Here is a 13,619-nt window from a genome sequence, read left to right as displayed (position 1 = left end):
CTCTCGGCTTGCATCACTGATATCGGCTATATCTATTGCATGTCAAGTGTAAAATGATATCAGTGATGCCTATGGCTGAATTGAAATCCACACGCTTCATAATGTCCGTTTCACCAGAGTGGCTTGAGGCGATCGACGACTGGCGCCGTAAGCAGGTGGATATCCCATCACGCGCCGAAGCGATCCGCCGCCTGGTCGAAAAGGGCCTTGGGTCCGACCACGATCCGCTGCGGGGGCTGATCCCATGAGGCAAGTTTGGCATTTGAGCCGCCATGCCGCAAAATCTCACATCAGATTAATCGAGAAAATATAACATTACCGCTTGCAAGTGTTATACACTGTGTTATAACCGCTGCATGAGCAAGCGGGACATCACCTTCACCAAGCAGGCAGCCAAGACGCTGCTCAAGATGCCTGCCAACTCTGCGCGCACCATTCGCGGCAAGATCGACCAGCTTGCGACCGATCCGGCCAGCCTCGCTAACAACGTGACCGAACTGAAAGGCTCGGATTACAGCCGTCTCCGGGTTGGTGACTGGCGAGTGATCTTCACGATTGATCTGGTGGTATTGGCCATCATCGAAATTGGGCCGCGCGGCGGCGTCTACGATTGAAAGGGCAGACGATGACCTACCATGCACAAAAGATCACCGCGCCCGATGGCACCGCGCTGGTCGTGATTACCGAGGCTGATTATCGCGCTTTGATTGATGCGGCGGACATTATGGCCGCTGACCGCGCGGTTGCGGAGAGCGACTTCACCATTCCTTCCGAGGTAGTGGATGGTATATTGGCCGGCGCGACGCCTATCGCAGCGTGGCGCGTCCATCGCGATATGACGCAGGACGCGCTAGCCAAGGCTTCCGGTATGCTCCAGCCAGCGCTGGCGCGTGTGGAGGCGAGGGGAAGCAAGGCGAGGAAGGCGACGCTGGAGAAGCTGGCAGATGCTCTCCAGGTCCCTGTCTGGGCCTTGGAAATGCCGGATCATCACTGATGAGCAATCTCGATACCAAAGCCGATTGGGTTGACCCGTCGATTTCCGTCCACTGCGCTTCCTGCTGCACCCAATCTATCGGTGATCTGCCAGACGAACTGACGGCCTCAATTTGAGGAAGTGAGATGACGCAGATTTGCGACATGGTGCCGCAAAACCCCCAATGGGGGATGGTCCAGATTTGGATCATCTCACGTCCACCATTGGTGGGTGTCGTTCCTGGAAACGACCCGTCCTCAATCTCAGAATGGATCAAAGCCGAGCCATCGAACCGTCTACTTTCAATCGCCGCAAAATGCTGCGATTGAACATCGTTGATTCTTCCGCGAGAACTGAGTTTCGCAGCATTTTGCGTTGAAACTCCAATTGACGATTTTGCTTCCAGCAATACCGACGCCCTATGCTCAACATAGGGGAGCGTGAACCGCCCTCCCCCCTTTACCTCAATCTGAGGATATCCCATGTTCGCCTATCGCGCAGATCCGCGTGGGAACAGGAGTGGGCATGGCGATCGAGATTTGGGATAGCAGCGTTAAGATAAGCGACTGGAACTGGAGCGATTTGCCAGAGGCGGGCGATGTCATTGAGGTAAAGACGGAAAGGGCCAGCCGAGCGGAACCCAGAGGTGATATGAGTTCTCGCCATCCTTGAGGCGGCTCTCCTTCGGATAGATCTCGACCGCCTCGAATTCAGGTCCGACCAACTCGGACTTGATCGCCTGGAGGTCCTGCCAATGGTTGGGCAGGCGTTTCCCGTCGTGACGGTAAATCCTAAGCCAGAGGACCGGAGGCTCATTAGCGCCAGCGAACCCGGCTGCTGACGATAAAGTCGCTTGAACGAGGTAGTCGGCATTGTGCCACCATTGGGCACCCGCGTTCATCATGTGCGCATGGTACACGGCAGCTTGGCTTGCGGCCTGCTTACCGTCAACGGGCGCATGCGACCGCTTTACGATGTCCGCACTTACGGCGGCGCGATCGATCACTGGATCGATAGTGCGCGCGAAGGTGCCAATTCGATCTGGACCGCCAGGACGAGCGACGGCCGGAAAGTTGAGCGCTGCGACGTCCATGGCTGATTCCCTTTGGCCTCAGAATTCAGGCGCTTCGGGCACGCTGAGCCCGAGCGTGTGAGCGGCCTGTACGGCGCTGCTGTGAAGCGTCTCAGCGTGCTGGCGAAGCATCTGCGTGCGCTGGACGGCCTTCTCGTCGTCGAGACGCTGCTGGTGGCGGGCAACCGCGTCCGCAAGGCCGCTGAGTTCCTCGACATAGCTGGGAACCGTTGAGCGGTACTCTTCCAGGGCGCGGCGTGCCTCGGACTGCTTGCGCTCCTTCGCGGATTCTTCATCGCGCTTTGCGGCGGCTTCCAGCTTCCTCAGGTAACCGCGAATGTGACAGGCCTCGACCATGAGCATGGCGTCTTTTTCGGCCATCATGCCGAGCGGGCTAAGGTCGAGGATGCCGATCGCGGGCCAGTTGTAGAAGGTGCCGCTGCGACGGAACACGCGGGAGAATTCGGCAATCACCTCGTCAGACGAAGGAATGTGCAGCGATGTTGCGGCCTGGTTGAGGATTTGGCCAATTACGGACAGGCGCTGCTCTGCGCCGGCTTTCCCCGTCATGCCGTCGTACCGCATGTTACCAGGCAGGTGCGGCCAGTTGGGGCAAGCGCGCTCGTCAGGCCAGTAGCGCTTTTCGTCGAGGATGCGGGTGCGATCTGGCGACGACTTGAGCGGGACGGCGGGCGTTGGGCCCTGTGGGAGGGTTTCGCGGAACATGGGTTAGTCTCCGTTGGGTGCGGGGAAGCCGCGATCGGCCGGGAGGGCGAGAGGCTGACGGCCACCGTGTCCAGCGTTCGCCCGGATCGTCGGCTTACCGCCGCCCTTTGGGGCGAGGTGCGCGTTATCGGCCGCGAGGGCGAGAGGCTGACGGGTGGCCGAAGCTGGCAGGCCCTTGAATGCCGTGTTGACCAGTGCCTGCAACTTCTCGGGCGCGGTCACGGTGTCGAAGTCTTCGATCAGGCCATGGACAGCCTGCAAGAGAGTGTTGAACTCGGCGCGTCTTCACCAGTGCTTGTCGCAGGCGCAATCCCAGCAGAGATCATGCTTGGAACAATCGACGCGCTCATACGGGCAGCGATGAATAGACGAAAGGCTCCAGAGCCATTTCAACAATCTGACGAGCCTCAACGTCCCTCACCATCCATCCTGCTTGATGAAGGCGGTTACATTGAAGATACGTCCGAAATAACGTTAAATTTTTGAAACATGTTAGCTTTAAAAATTACGCCAAACCTCCCCTTACGAAGTCACTCGCAAATGATTAGTCTGGATTGCCGCGTCGGTTTATCTGGTGACTGGCCCAACTTCATCTGGCGGCTCGGAAAGCCGGGCGGCGGCAACCCGCCGCCCGCATCATTCATCCGTTCACGATAGTTCCGCCATTGGGGTGCAGCACCTGCCCGCTCATGTAGCTGGCATCCTCACATGCGAGAAACAGGAACGCGGGCGCGACCTCGTTGGGTTGTCCGCAGCGGCCCATCGGCGTGCCTTCTCCGAAATGCTCCAGCTTTTCGGGGCTTGCCCCGCCTGACGGGTTGAGCGGTGTCCAGATTGGCCCCGGCGCTACCGCGTTCACCCGAATGCCGTGCTTGATCAGGTTCTCCGACAGCGAGCGGGTGAATGCGGTGATGGCCCCCTTGGTGGAGCTGTAATCCAGTAGTTCGCTTTCGCCCTGGTACATCGTCACGCTGGTGCAGTTTACGATCGCGGCCCCACTTTTGAGGTAAGGGCGCGCCGCCTGGACCATGAAGAACATGCCGAAGATGTTCGTCTGGAACGTACGCCGCAGTTGCTCTTCGGAAATGTCGGTGATCTCTTTGTCCGGATGCTGCTCGCCGGCGTTGTTCACCAGCACATCGATCCTGCCGAATGCCGCCAGAGTTTCCTGCACCACATTGTCGCACATCGCGCGCGATCCCACGTCTGCCTTGATGGTGATCGCATGGCGTCCCTCCGCCTCGACGATCCGCTGGGTTTCCCGTGCGTCCTCGTCTTCCAGAATGTAGACGATCGCGATGTCGGCGCCCTCGCGCGCATAGAGCGCCGCCACTGCCCGCCCGATGCCGCTGTCCGCGCCAGTGACGATCGCGACTTTGCCTTTGAGCCTGCCGGAACCGGGGTACCGCGGCTGCCATTCTGGTTTTGGCTCAAGCCCGGCCTCGCTACCGGGAAGCGCATCTTCGTGAATCATCTTGATTGTTTCGGTCATGCGGATCTCCTTTGCAGGCAGAACGAAGATCACGCTGACAGGTTGGCCCGGGATAACATCCTTTGTTGTGCCGGGCGCATGAGCGAACTATCGCGCGGCGCCCACCACGACCGCGAGCACGAGACAGACCGCAAGCCCGACCTGCAAGACCTTGCGAAACCTCGCCGGGTCAAACGGAGCGCAGGCCGCTGCGATGAGCACCGCCTGTCCAACCCAGAAGATCAGCGCAAACGGCGCCGCATTGCCGATCGCGAAACGCCCTAGCAAGGTGAGCGTCAAGGCCAGCGGCGCGCCCCACACCACGGCGTCCCATGCCTTGAGCAGACGCGGCTCGTGATGCCCGCGCCGGCGTCGCTTGCCCAGCCAGATGTATGTTCCCGTGGCGCAGATCGCGCTCAGGGCAAACCCGAACACGAGGTAGGCCAACTTCACCGGAAGCCCGGCGAACGTTCCGAAATGCAGCCGGTAATTGGAGGACGCGATCTGCTGCCCCACTGCGCCATCAGAGAGACCCACGGTGCCGCGAAACTGACCTTGGGCGTCAAATCGGTAGTTCTCGCCGTAGATCAGGCGGCGTGGATGTTCGGCGGTGATCTGGATCTCCTGGCCCACCGTCGCGGGTTCGTGGACGATGACGTACGTCACCGTCGTGGCCGGGTAATGCGCGGCCATATACGCCAGCGCGGCGCCGACGTTGGGCGCGGCGGCCTTGCGTTTGTCGGGCTTGCCTTCCGCGCCGAAGATCGGGGCGTACACCGCTTCCAGATCGCCCTTGTGATCGCGGGCGGCCATTACATACGCAGTAAGAGACGCCAGCCCGATCACCGCACCGGTCAAAGCCACGGCAACGGAAAATGGCAGCGACCACACGCTTAGCCGATTGTGCCAGTCCGCCAGCGCCAAGCCGCCGGTGTCCCGCGCGCGCAGCCGGAAGGCATCGCGAAAGATGCGCGGGTGGGCGATCACGCCGGACAGGGACAGCGCCAGGATCATTACGCCCAGCGCGCCGACAAGGGTGATGCCGATCACGCCGGGAATGTTGAGGGTATAATGCAGCGCCACGAGAAAATCGGACCATGCGACCTGTTCGTCATTGGCAAGCCGCCCGTCGGGCTGCAGATGCACAGCGCCGCTGTCGGTGGTGATCGTGGCACGCGGCAGATCCTCCACGGGCAGATGAACGTACATATGCCCGGACGCAGGCTTGGCGCTCTCCCGCGCCAGCACCGCCTCTACCCCCCGCTGCACCGCGTCTGGTGAGATCGTGCGCATTTCCGGCACATGCGGTTGTTCAAATCGCTGCAACTCGGCGAAAAACACCACGATCGTGCCGGTCAGGCAAACGACATAGAGCAGCGCACCTACAAGCAGGCCGATAGCCGCGTGGGAGGTCAGCGCGCGCTTGATGGTGGAAGGCTCAGGCGCATTCGTCATGTCATCACCGCCATTGTCGCAACGACCCAGGAGGGCACGCTGGCATAGGCCAATATCCGGATCTGCCGGCGTCGTTCCGTCGCCATAAGCACGGCATAGGACAAGACCGTCCACGCCAGCGGCATCGCGAAAAACGCCAACGCCAGCGCATCGGCGGCGCCAAGGCCGAGGGCCTTCGCCAACATGTTGGCAGCCACTGCAATGCCAATCGACACTACTGCGCAAACCAGGCCGGCGAGAACGAATGTCAATGTTCGCGCGCCGATGCGTTTGGGTTCATCGCCTTCGGGCAGCATGCCCGTGCGCCGCGTGGATGCAGGGACTTTGCCTGGCTTGGATGTGGACGCCGCAAAAGCCAGCAGTGCCAGCGCAGTCGTCATCGCGCCAAGCGCCACGATGGCCGTGCCCCAGGCGCCATCACCAAGCCAGCCCAGGATAGTACCCAGCAGGACCAACAGCCAGCCGCCGCCGGTGATGGCGTGCGAACGGCGCGCGAGCCCCCACGCCCATCGCAGCACAGCGATGCCGAAAACGGCGAAAGCGACCGCAGCAAAAAGGAGCAAATCGGCGGTCATGACGCGCGGGGAACCGAAAAAGCGGCGCCACACGGCGTCAGAACATTAAGGCTGACCCAATACATGGGTCAGCCTTAATGCAGCTGATATTCATTATCAAGAGCGCGTCGGTGGAACCAAAGGGACCCTCAACGCATGGAAAAAGCGCGCTCCGTCCGCGCTGGTCGCTCAGACCAGCGCGCCGTGGCAATGCTTATACTTGTTCCCCGAACCGCACGGACATGGGGCGTTGCGGCTGATGTCCTGCCCGGCCCACGGGTTATCGCCGGTCCGCAGGCCATCTGCGGGCGTCACGCCCTGCGGGCTGCTGGCAAGGTTGGCGAACAGTTGCGGGCGCTGTTCAGACCCGTCGCCATCGTAACTGTCGTCGAAGCCGGTCAGGGGATCGATATGCCCGGTCAGGAAGTCCGGCAGTTCGGGCAGGTCGATCATGTCGGGCATGCGCAGCTCGCTGACCGAGATGATCCGGGTCACGTCCTCGCGGATTGTTTCCAGCATGCGCTCGAACAGGCTGAACGCTTCCTGCTTGTATTCGTTGATCGGCGTTTTCTGCGCATAGGCGCGCAGGAATACGACCTGGCGCAGCGCATCCAGGGTTGCGAGATGCTCCTTCCAGTAGTGATCGAGCCGGTCAAGCAGGATGGACTTTTCGACCTGCCGCCAGACAGCGGGATCATCCTGCGCCATCTTCTCGGTCATCTGCGCATCGGCGAGGGACGTCAGGCGCTCCTCGATGTCCTGCGGCTCGATGCCGTCTTCCTCGATCCAGGCATCGATCGGCGCATCGACGTTGATCACATCGCGGACCCGCTCTTTCAGCCCTTCGATGTTCCAATGTTCAGGGTAGGAGCCCGCCGGACACGCATCGGCGACGATCGCGTTGATCGTGTCGTGGCGCATGTCCACCACCACTTCGTCCACGGTCTCGGAATCCATGATGTCGGCGCGCTGTTCGTAGATGACCTTGCGCTGGTCGTTCATCACGTCGTCGTATTCGACAACCTGCTTGCGCACTTCGTAGTTGCGCGCCTCGACCTTCTTCTGCGCGGTTTCGATCGCCTTGGACAGCCACTTGGAGCCGATCGCCTCGCCATCGGCCAAGTTGCTGTTCATCATCTTGGAGAACAGCGTGTCGGGCCCGAAAATGCGCAGCAGATCGTCTTCCAGGCACAGGTAGAACTTTGACAGGCCCGGATCGCCCTGGCGGCCGGAGCGGCCACGCAGCTGGTTGTCAATGCGCCGGCTTTCGTGGCGCTCGGTGCCGATGACACACAGGCCACCCGCCTGCAGCACCAGGCGCTTCTGTTCGGCCACTTCGGCCTTGATCTTGGCGATCGCGGCATCGCGCTCAGGCCCTTCAGCCATGTCGCGCAGTTCATCCTCGACCCGGAATTCCACGTTGCCGCCAAGCTGGATATCGGTGCCGCGCCCGGCCATGTTGGTGGCGATCGTCACCGCGCCAAGGCTGCCCGCCTGCGCCACGATATGCGCTTCCATTTCGTGGAACCGCGCATTCAGGACCGAGTGCTTGACCCCCTCCTTGTTCAGGAAGTCAGACAATAGCTCCGACTTTTCGATCGACACCGTGCCGACCAGCACCGGCTGGCCGGTTTCGTACTTTTCGCGGATCAGCTTGGCGATCGCGGCGAACTTGTCGAGCGTGTTCTTGTAGAACTCGTCCTCCTCGTCCACGCGCATGACCGGTACGTTGGTGGGAATGGTGACGACGTTCATCTTGTAGATGTCGTAGAATTCGCCTGCCTCGGTGGCGGCGGTGCCGGTCATGCCCGAAAGCTTGGGATACATGCGGAAATAGTTCTGGAAGGTGATGGAGGCCAGCGTCTGGTTTTCCGGCTCGATCCGGACGCCTTCCTTCGCTTCTACCGCCTGGTGCAGGCCGTTGGACCAGCGCCGTCCATCCATCATGCGGCCGGTGAACTCGTCGATGATGACGACCTTTTCGTCCTTCACGATATAGTCGGTATCGCGCTTGAACATGAAGACCGCGCGCAGCGCCTGATCCAGATGGTGGACGACTTGCGTGTTTTCGACGTCATACAGGTTCGAGCCCTCGAGCAGCCCGGCGGTTTCCAGGATGCGCTCCACCTTTTCCACGCCGTCTTCGGTGAGGCTGATGTTCTTGGTCTTTTCGTCCGCCTCGAAATCCTCGGCGTTCAATTCCTTCACGATCGCGTTGACCGAGACGTACAGCTCGCTCTTATCATCGGTGGGGCCAGAGATGATCAGCGGCGTGCGCGCTTCGTCGATCAGGATCGAATCGACTTCGTCGACGATCGCGAAGTTGAAGGGGCGCTGCACCATCTGGTCGCGCTCGTGCTTCATGTTGTCACGCAGGTAATCGAAACCGAACTCGTTGTTGGTGCCGTACGTGATGTCGGCGCCGTAGGCTTCGCGGCGTTCGTATTCGTTGAGGTTGGGCACGATCACGCCGACCGTCAGACCCAGGAACCCGTGGAGCCGGCCCATCTGCTCAGCATCGCGGCGGGCGAGGTAATCGTTCACGGTGACGACGTGGACGCCCTTGCCTTCCAGCGCGTTGAGATACGTGGCGGTGGTCGCCACCAGCGTCTTGCCCTCACCGGTGCGCATTTCCGCGATCTCGCCGCGGTGGAGGACCATGCCGCCGATCATCTGCACGTCGAAGTGGCGCAGGCCGAAGACCCGCTTGGACGCTTCGCGCACCGTGGCGAAGGCCTCAGGGAGAATATCGTCCAGCGAGGATCCGTTGGCGAGCAGTTGCCGGAACCTGGGAGTTTGCGCCGCCAGTTCCGCGTCGCTCATGGCCTCCATGGCGGGCTCGAAGGCGTTGATCTGGGCGACGACCTTGTCGAGCGACTTGACGTAGCGCTCGTTGGACGAGCCGAAGATGGATTTGACGAGTGCGCCGAGCATGGCGGTGTGCCCCTGTATTTCGTGATTTTCGTGTCGATGATGGATAGCCGCGCAGCCCGCCGGATGCAGCCGGGCACGCGAAATCGGCGCAGTTTTCAGCGCCAAGCCTTACGCGTCAGGCGCTATTGGCGCGAGCGATCTATGCCTGTGTAAACGGTGACCACGGCGACCCGGGCGGGCATCGCCGCTTGCAGCGGCGCATGACGGCGCGTGTTGCGCAAACCCGGTTCCGGCAGTTGCGCCAGGGCAATCGGCGCACGTGCAACCTTGGCCACTACCGGCGCGCGAACAGGCGTAAGCTGCGCTTCGGCCACCGCTGCTACCCGCGCGTCGGCCGGCGACAGCTGCGCTGCAAGGCCCGTCAGCAGGGCAAGCAGGGTAAGGAAAAGGCGCGAGACCATTGCGGACCAGATAAGGGCGCGGTTGCGATTAGTCCACAAGGCTTTGCGACCAAAATCGCGTGCACAAAATGCAAGTTGATGAAATACATGCTGGACAACCCGCTTCGGGTGCCCGAATGCTGTAAAACGAGCGACGATGCGAAAGAGCGAATTCGCGCAGCCTATCAGACCGGCTCGATGTAGGAAAACCGGCCTTGCCTGCCCCCGATCACTCCACTTCTCTCACTCTGCTGGAGCGACAGTAACAGACTGCGTTGCCCGTACGCGTCTGCGAACCGGTTGTCCGCGATCGTCGCGATACGGCAAAAACTCGCCCTTCGTGCAGCGCTCTTGCGCTTGTGCCACCTGCGGCGCTGTCATTGGTGAGCCTTCCACCTTGCAGTCGCTGACAGTCCCGTCGGTCTCGAGGATGAAGGTGGAGACAAAATTCATCGGCTCCGGAGCGGGCCTGGGGTCGTTCATCTTCCACACCACGCGGGTGGAGTACGTGCTGGCAATCGCCCTGCCCTTCCTGTCGCGCGCCGGGTCGAACATCGCGCGTAAGGTGACAAGATTGCAGGTGGTTACGTCCAGTTCTTCGTTGCCGCTGCTGGTGGTTACCGCGCAGTGACTGACCCGACCGTTCGGATCGACCTGCACGGTAAATCCTACCGCCCCCTCGGTTTGTTGTGCCACCGCCGTAGCTGGGTAATCCTCCGGGCGGATCAGGTCGCCAGCTTTGCTCAGTAGCCTCACCCCTCTGGGAAAGGACGTGCTGGCGACCTGCGCCGCGGTGTCTTGCGAAGCCTGGGCGGAAGGCGCTGCCGCGAGCGCGATGATGAGCAACAAGGGATACATGCGCCATCAATGCCCAACCTGCCAGCGCGTGTAAAGCGGCCCCGTGCTTGACCTTGCCCCGCCATCCGCTAGGCCACCGCGCATGGCTCATCCCGTCTCCCCGCTCGCCTTGCCCTTTCCCGATCTGCCCGCGATCGCTGGGGTTACTCCGCATATCGTGCGGGCCGGCTACAAGGACTGGGGCCGGTGCGATCTTACGTACGTGACGCTGGACGAAGGCACCAGCGTGGCCGGCGTGTTCACCCGCAACGTGTGCTGTTCCAGCGAAGTCGAACTGGGGCGGCAGAACGCCGCGCAAGGCCGCGCACGGGCGCTGGTGGTGAACGCGGGCAACTCCAACGCCTTCACCGGCTATCGCGGGCGCGAGGCGGTGGAGCAGATCATGGATCAGGTGGCCGAACATCTGGGCTGCCCGCGTGAGCAGGTGTTCGTCTCGTCCACCGGCGTCATCGGGGTGCCGCTGCCCAAGGACAAGGCGCGCGAAGGCGTGGCGACCGCGCTCACCGCCCAGCCCTGCTCCTGGGAAGAGGCGGCAAACACCATCGCCACCACCGACACCTTCGCCAAGGGCGCCACCGCCACTGCAATGATCGGCGATGTGAAGGTGACGATCAGCGCGATCATCAAGGGCTCTGGCATGATCGCGCCCGACATGGCGACGATGCTGGGCTACCTGTTCACTGACGCGGCGGTGGAGCCTGCCTTCCTGCAGGCCTGCCTGTCTGCCGCGAACATCAGCACGTTTTCGTGCATCACCGTGGATTCGGACACGTCCACCAGCGACACCGTGCTGGCCTTTGCCACCGGCAAGGCGGGCAATGCCCCGCTTGCCTCGTTCGACAGCGTGGGCGCGCATGCCTTTGCCGCCGCCGTGCTCGACGTGTGCCGCCAGCTTGCGCATCTGGTCGTGCGCGACGGCGAGGGCGCCAGCAAGTTCATTGCCGTGCGTGTTTCCGGCGCGGTTTCCGATGAAAGCGCCCGCAAAGTGGGCATGGCCATCGCCAACTCTCCGCTGGTCAAGACCGCGATTGCGGGTGAGGACGCCAACTGGGGCCGCGTTGTCATGGCGGTGGGCAAGGCGGGCGAGCCGGCGGACCGGGATCGCCTGTCGATCGGCTTTGGCGGCACCTGGGCCGCGCGAGACGGCCTGCCGCTGGCCGATTATGACGAAGCACCGGTTGCCGCGCATCTCAAAGGCCACGAGATTTCCGTCGAGGTCGATCTTGGCCTTGGCGATGGCAGCGCCACGGTGTGGACCTGCGACCTTACGCATGGCTACATCGCCATCAACGCCGATTACCGGAGCTGACCGGTGGCCGCGCCGTTCTTCACCATCTGGGGCCGCCTGAATTCGCACAACGTCAAGAAAGTGGCGTGGTTCGCGCAGGAACTGGGGCTGGATCATGTGCGCCACGACATGGGCGGACAGTTCGGCTATTCCGACGCCTATCTGGCGAAAAACCCCAACCGGCTGATCCCGACGATCGAGGACGGCAAGATCACTTTGTGGGAATCGAACGCCATCCTGCGCTATATGGCGGCGGAGTACGGCGGCCCGGCGTGGTTTCCCGCCGACCCGATCGACCGCGCGCGCGGCGATCGCTGGATGGACTGGCAGCAGACGTATGCGGAGGCCCAGCGCTTGCCGTTCCTCAGCTTTGCGCGCATGGAAAAAGCCGATTGGGACCGGGCTGCGATTGCCCGCGATCTTGAAACGTGCGCGCGCCATCTCGCCGTGCTGGAGGCGCATCTGGCGCGCGAGCCCTGGCTCTCGGGCGCGCGGTTCGGCATTGGCGACATTCCGATGGGGGTCTATATCCACACCTGGTTCAGCCTGCCGTTCGATGCTTTCGGGGTGGAGCGCCCCGCCCTTCCGGCGCTGGCGCAGTGGTATGATAGCCTGCAGGTGCGCCCGGGTTACGCCGCGACCGTGATGATCCCGCTGACATGAACGGACCTGCTTTCCACGCCGCCGTCGAAGCCATCATGCGCGAGGCGAGCGAGCGCGCCATCCTGCCGCGCTACCAGTCGCTCACCGCCGCCGACATCGACGCCAAGGCCCCCGACGATGTGGTGACCATCGCCGACAAGGACGCCGAGGCGATGCTGACCGAGCGGCTCTGGGCCCTGCTGCCCGAAGCGGCGGTGGTGGGCGAGGAAGCTGCGTTCGCCGATCCCACCGTGATGGAGCAGCTGAAAGACCGGCTGTGCTGGATCGTCGACCCTCTGGATGGAACCAACAACTTTGCGGCTGGCAAACCGCCGTTCGGGGTGCTGGTGGCGCTGGCGGATCGCGGCGAAGTGCAGGCCGGCTGGATCCTCGATTGCCTGAGCGGGCGGTTCTGTCGCACCCACCTTGGCGGCGGCGCGTGGATCGACGGGACGCGCATCGCCGCGCGCGAAACCGGCGAAACCGCGCCGGTCGCGGCGATCTCCACCATATTTCTGGATCCGCAGGCGCGTGAAAAGGTGCTGACGCACATCGCGCCGCAGTACAGGCTCGTTGACATCCCGCGCTGCGCGGCGGAGCAGTATCCCCGGCTGGTCACGGGCGTGAACGACATATCGGTGTTCAACCGCACCCTGCCGTGGGACCATGCCGCCGGGGCGCTATTCCTCAACGAAGCGGGCGGCAAAGCAGCACGGCCGGACGGCAGCGCGTACCGGGTGGACGAATACGAACGGCGCGACCTGATCGGCGCATCGAGCCCGGCGCTGTGGGACGCGTTTGCGGCATTGATCGCTCGCCTCGCCTGAGCCGCGCAGCAAAACGCCCCCGCCGCAGTGCGACGGGGGCTTTTGCATCGCGATCGGCTTAGATCAGCCCAGTTCGCCTTCGAGCCAGCCCTTTAGCGCACCCTTGGGCGCTGCGCCCAGTTTCTGTGCCACCGGCTTGCCATCCTTGAACAGCACCAGCAACGGGATGGACTTGACGCCTACTTGCGCCGGAACGCCGGTGTTGGCCATGATGTCCATCTTGGCGATGGTCACCTTACCTGCCAATTCGTCGGCGATTTCTTCGAGAGCCGGGCCGATCATCTTGCACGGGCCGCACCATTCCGCCCAGAAATCGACGAGAACGGGCTTGTCGGACTTGAGGACGTCGGCCTCGAAGCTGGCATCGGTGACGGCAATCGTGGACATGGCAAAAGAACTCCTGATGGGTTTAGCGGCAACTTAGGGATGAAACACGGCG

General features: G+C 62.3%; 16 protein-coding genes. 7 read left to right on the top strand and 9 right to left on the bottom strand.

Annotated elements, in window-relative coordinates; all coding sequences use genetic code 11:
- Positions 1-101 precede the first annotated feature (101 nt).
- The 3 genes from ASE49_RS18585 to ASE49_RS15895 all read left to right on the top strand — a co-directional run bounded on the left by ASE49_RS18585 (position 102) and on the right by ASE49_RS15895 (position 994).
- A complete protein-coding gene (locus ASE49_RS18585; protein WP_200922074.1) occupies positions 102-248 on the top strand; it encodes a hypothetical protein in 147 nt (48 codons plus the stop codon).
- A gap of 108 nt (positions 249-356) precedes the next feature.
- Positions 357-614: a type II toxin-antitoxin system RelE family toxin gene (locus ASE49_RS15900; protein WP_056774752.1), complete on the top strand. Its 258-nt coding sequence runs from the start codon at positions 357-359 to the stop codon at positions 612-614.
- Between the two features lie 11 nt (positions 615-625).
- A complete protein-coding gene (locus ASE49_RS15895) occupies positions 626-994 on the top strand; it encodes a helix-turn-helix domain-containing protein (RefSeq protein WP_056774750.1) in 369 nt (122 codons plus the stop codon).
- A gap of 580 nt (positions 995-1,574) precedes the next feature.
- On the opposite strand, the gene ASE49_RS18380 is transcribed toward ASE49_RS15895, so the two are convergent.
- Together ASE49_RS18380 and ASE49_RS15880 are read right to left on the bottom strand one after the other, a co-directional pair.
- Positions 1,575-2,066: a DUF7694 domain-containing protein gene (locus tag ASE49_RS18380; protein WP_156370357.1), complete on the bottom strand. Its 492-nt coding sequence runs from the start codon at positions 2,064-2,066 to the stop codon at positions 1,575-1,577.
- An 18-nt stretch (positions 2,067-2,084) separates the two neighbouring features.
- Positions 2,085-2,771, bottom strand: coding sequence for a hypothetical protein (locus ASE49_RS15880; protein WP_056774744.1), 687 nt, complete (start codon positions 2,769-2,771; stop codon positions 2,085-2,087).
- 66 nt (positions 2,772-2,837) lie between these two features.
- On the opposite strand from ASE49_RS15880, the gene ASE49_RS18375 reads away from it, so the two are divergent.
- The gene (locus tag ASE49_RS18375; protein ID WP_156370356.1) at positions 2,838-3,257 is read left to right on the top strand and encodes a hypothetical protein; all 420 of its coding nucleotides are present in this window, start codon (positions 2,838-2,840) and stop codon (positions 3,255-3,257) included.
- A gap of 154 nt (positions 3,258-3,411) precedes the next feature.
- Here ASE49_RS18375 and ASE49_RS15870 read toward each other — a convergent pair whose 3' ends face one another.
- The 6 genes from ASE49_RS15870 to ASE49_RS15845 all read right to left on the bottom strand — a co-directional run bounded on the left by ASE49_RS15870 (position 3,412) and on the right by ASE49_RS15845 (position 10,414).
- Complete coding sequence (locus tag ASE49_RS15870; RefSeq protein WP_056774945.1) at positions 3,412-4,263, bottom strand: glucose 1-dehydrogenase; 852 nt, start codon at positions 4,261-4,263, stop codon at positions 3,412-3,414.
- A gap of 87 nt (positions 4,264-4,350) precedes the next feature.
- The gene (locus ASE49_RS15865) at positions 4,351-5,697 is read right to left on the bottom strand and encodes a PepSY-associated TM helix domain-containing protein (RefSeq protein ID WP_056774738.1); all 1,347 of its coding nucleotides are present in this window, start codon (positions 5,695-5,697) and stop codon (positions 4,351-4,353) included.
- Positions 5,694-6,260 carry a hypothetical protein gene (locus ASE49_RS15860; protein WP_235523017.1) on the bottom strand — a complete coding sequence of 189 codons (567 nt, stop codon included), beginning with the start codon at positions 6,258-6,260 and terminating at the stop codon, positions 5,694-5,696. Before ASE49_RS15860 ends, ASE49_RS15865 begins: the two co-directional genes overlap by 4 nt.
- 180 nt (positions 6,261-6,440) lie before the next feature.
- Entirely contained in the window at positions 6,441-9,185 is a 2,745-nt protein-coding gene (gene secA, locus ASE49_RS15855) for a preprotein translocase subunit SecA (protein WP_056774941.1), read from the bottom strand.
- Positions 9,186-9,307: 122 nt separating this feature from the next.
- Positions 9,308-9,586, bottom strand: coding sequence for a hypothetical protein (locus ASE49_RS15850; RefSeq protein ID WP_056774732.1), 279 nt, complete (start codon positions 9,584-9,586; stop codon positions 9,308-9,310).
- Positions 9,587-9,808: 222 nt separating this feature from the next.
- The gene (locus ASE49_RS15845; protein WP_235523016.1) at positions 9,809-10,414 is read right to left on the bottom strand and encodes a TonB family protein; all 606 of its coding nucleotides are present in this window, start codon (positions 10,412-10,414) and stop codon (positions 9,809-9,811) included.
- Between the two features lie 91 nt (positions 10,415-10,505).
- Between ASE49_RS15845 and argJ the strand changes: the two genes are divergently transcribed.
- Genes argJ through ASE49_RS15830 form a run of 3 tightly spaced genes read left to right on the top strand, consistent with a single transcriptional unit; the run spans position 10,506 to position 13,180 of the window.
- The gene (gene argJ, locus ASE49_RS15840) at positions 10,506-11,732 is read left to right on the top strand and encodes a bifunctional glutamate N-acetyltransferase/amino-acid acetyltransferase ArgJ (RefSeq protein ID WP_056774728.1); all 1,227 of its coding nucleotides are present in this window, start codon (positions 10,506-10,508) and stop codon (positions 11,730-11,732) included.
- A gap of 3 nt (positions 11,733-11,735) precedes the next feature.
- On the top strand, positions 11,736-12,374 hold the full coding sequence (locus ASE49_RS15835) for a glutathione S-transferase family protein (RefSeq protein ID WP_056774726.1): 639 nt from the start codon (positions 11,736-11,738) through the stop codon (positions 12,372-12,374).
- Positions 12,371-13,180 carry an inositol monophosphatase family protein gene (locus tag ASE49_RS15830; RefSeq protein ID WP_056774723.1) on the top strand — a complete coding sequence of 270 codons (810 nt, stop codon included), beginning with the start codon at positions 12,371-12,373 and terminating at the stop codon, positions 13,178-13,180. Before ASE49_RS15835 ends, ASE49_RS15830 begins: the two co-directional genes overlap by 4 nt.
- A gap of 63 nt (positions 13,181-13,243) precedes the next feature.
- Here the strand turns inward: ASE49_RS15830 and trxA are convergent, their stop codons facing one another.
- Positions 13,244-13,567, bottom strand: a complete 324-nt coding sequence (gene trxA / locus ASE49_RS15825) for a thioredoxin (protein WP_056774721.1) — start codon at positions 13,565-13,567, stop codon at positions 13,244-13,246.
- Between the last annotated feature and the right edge of the window lie 52 nt (positions 13,568-13,619).

It is taken from the genome of Novosphingobium sp. Leaf2, assembly GCF_001421325.1.
Classification (GTDB): domain Bacteria; phylum Pseudomonadota; class Alphaproteobacteria; order Sphingomonadales; family Sphingomonadaceae; genus Novosphingobium.
This window is presented reverse-complemented; position numbering and strand designations above follow the sequence as displayed.

Coding starts and splice junctions, on each gene's coding strand:
- secA (WP_056774941.1), bottom strand. CDS start 9,185: ATGCTCGGCGCACTCGTCAAATCCATCTTCGGCTCGTCCAACGAGCGC.
- ASE49_RS15850 (WP_056774732.1), bottom strand. CDS start 9,586: ATGGTCTCGCGCCTTTTCCTTACCCTGCTTGCCCTGCTGACGGGCCTT.
- ASE49_RS15900 (WP_056774752.1), top strand. CDS start 357: ATGAGCAAGCGGGACATCACCTTCACCAAGCAGGCAGCCAAGACGCTG.
- ASE49_RS18585 (WP_200922074.1), top strand. CDS start 102: ATGTCCGTTTCACCAGAGTGGCTTGAGGCGATCGACGACTGGCGCCGT.
- ASE49_RS15870 (WP_056774945.1), bottom strand. CDS start 4,263: ATGACCGAAACAATCAAGATGATTCACGAAGATGCGCTTCCCGGTAGC.
- ASE49_RS15865 (WP_056774738.1), bottom strand. CDS start 5,697: ATGACGAATGCGCCTGAGCCTTCCACCATCAAGCGCGCGCTGACCTCC.
- argJ (WP_056774728.1), top strand. CDS start 10,506: ATGGCTCATCCCGTCTCCCCGCTCGCCTTGCCCTTTCCCGATCTGCCC.
- ASE49_RS15830 (WP_056774723.1), top strand. CDS start 12,371: ATGAACGGACCTGCTTTCCACGCCGCCGTCGAAGCCATCATGCGCGAG.
- ASE49_RS15880 (WP_056774744.1), bottom strand. CDS start 2,771: ATGTTCCGCGAAACCCTCCCACAGGGCCCAACGCCCGCCGTCCCGCTC.
- ASE49_RS15895 (WP_056774750.1), top strand. CDS start 626: ATGACCTACCATGCACAAAAGATCACCGCGCCCGATGGCACCGCGCTG.
- trxA (WP_056774721.1), bottom strand. CDS start 13,567: ATGTCCACGATTGCCGTCACCGATGCCAGCTTCGAGGCCGACGTCCTC.
- ASE49_RS18380 (WP_156370357.1), bottom strand. CDS start 2,066: ATGGACGTCGCAGCGCTCAACTTTCCGGCCGTCGCTCGTCCTGGCGGT.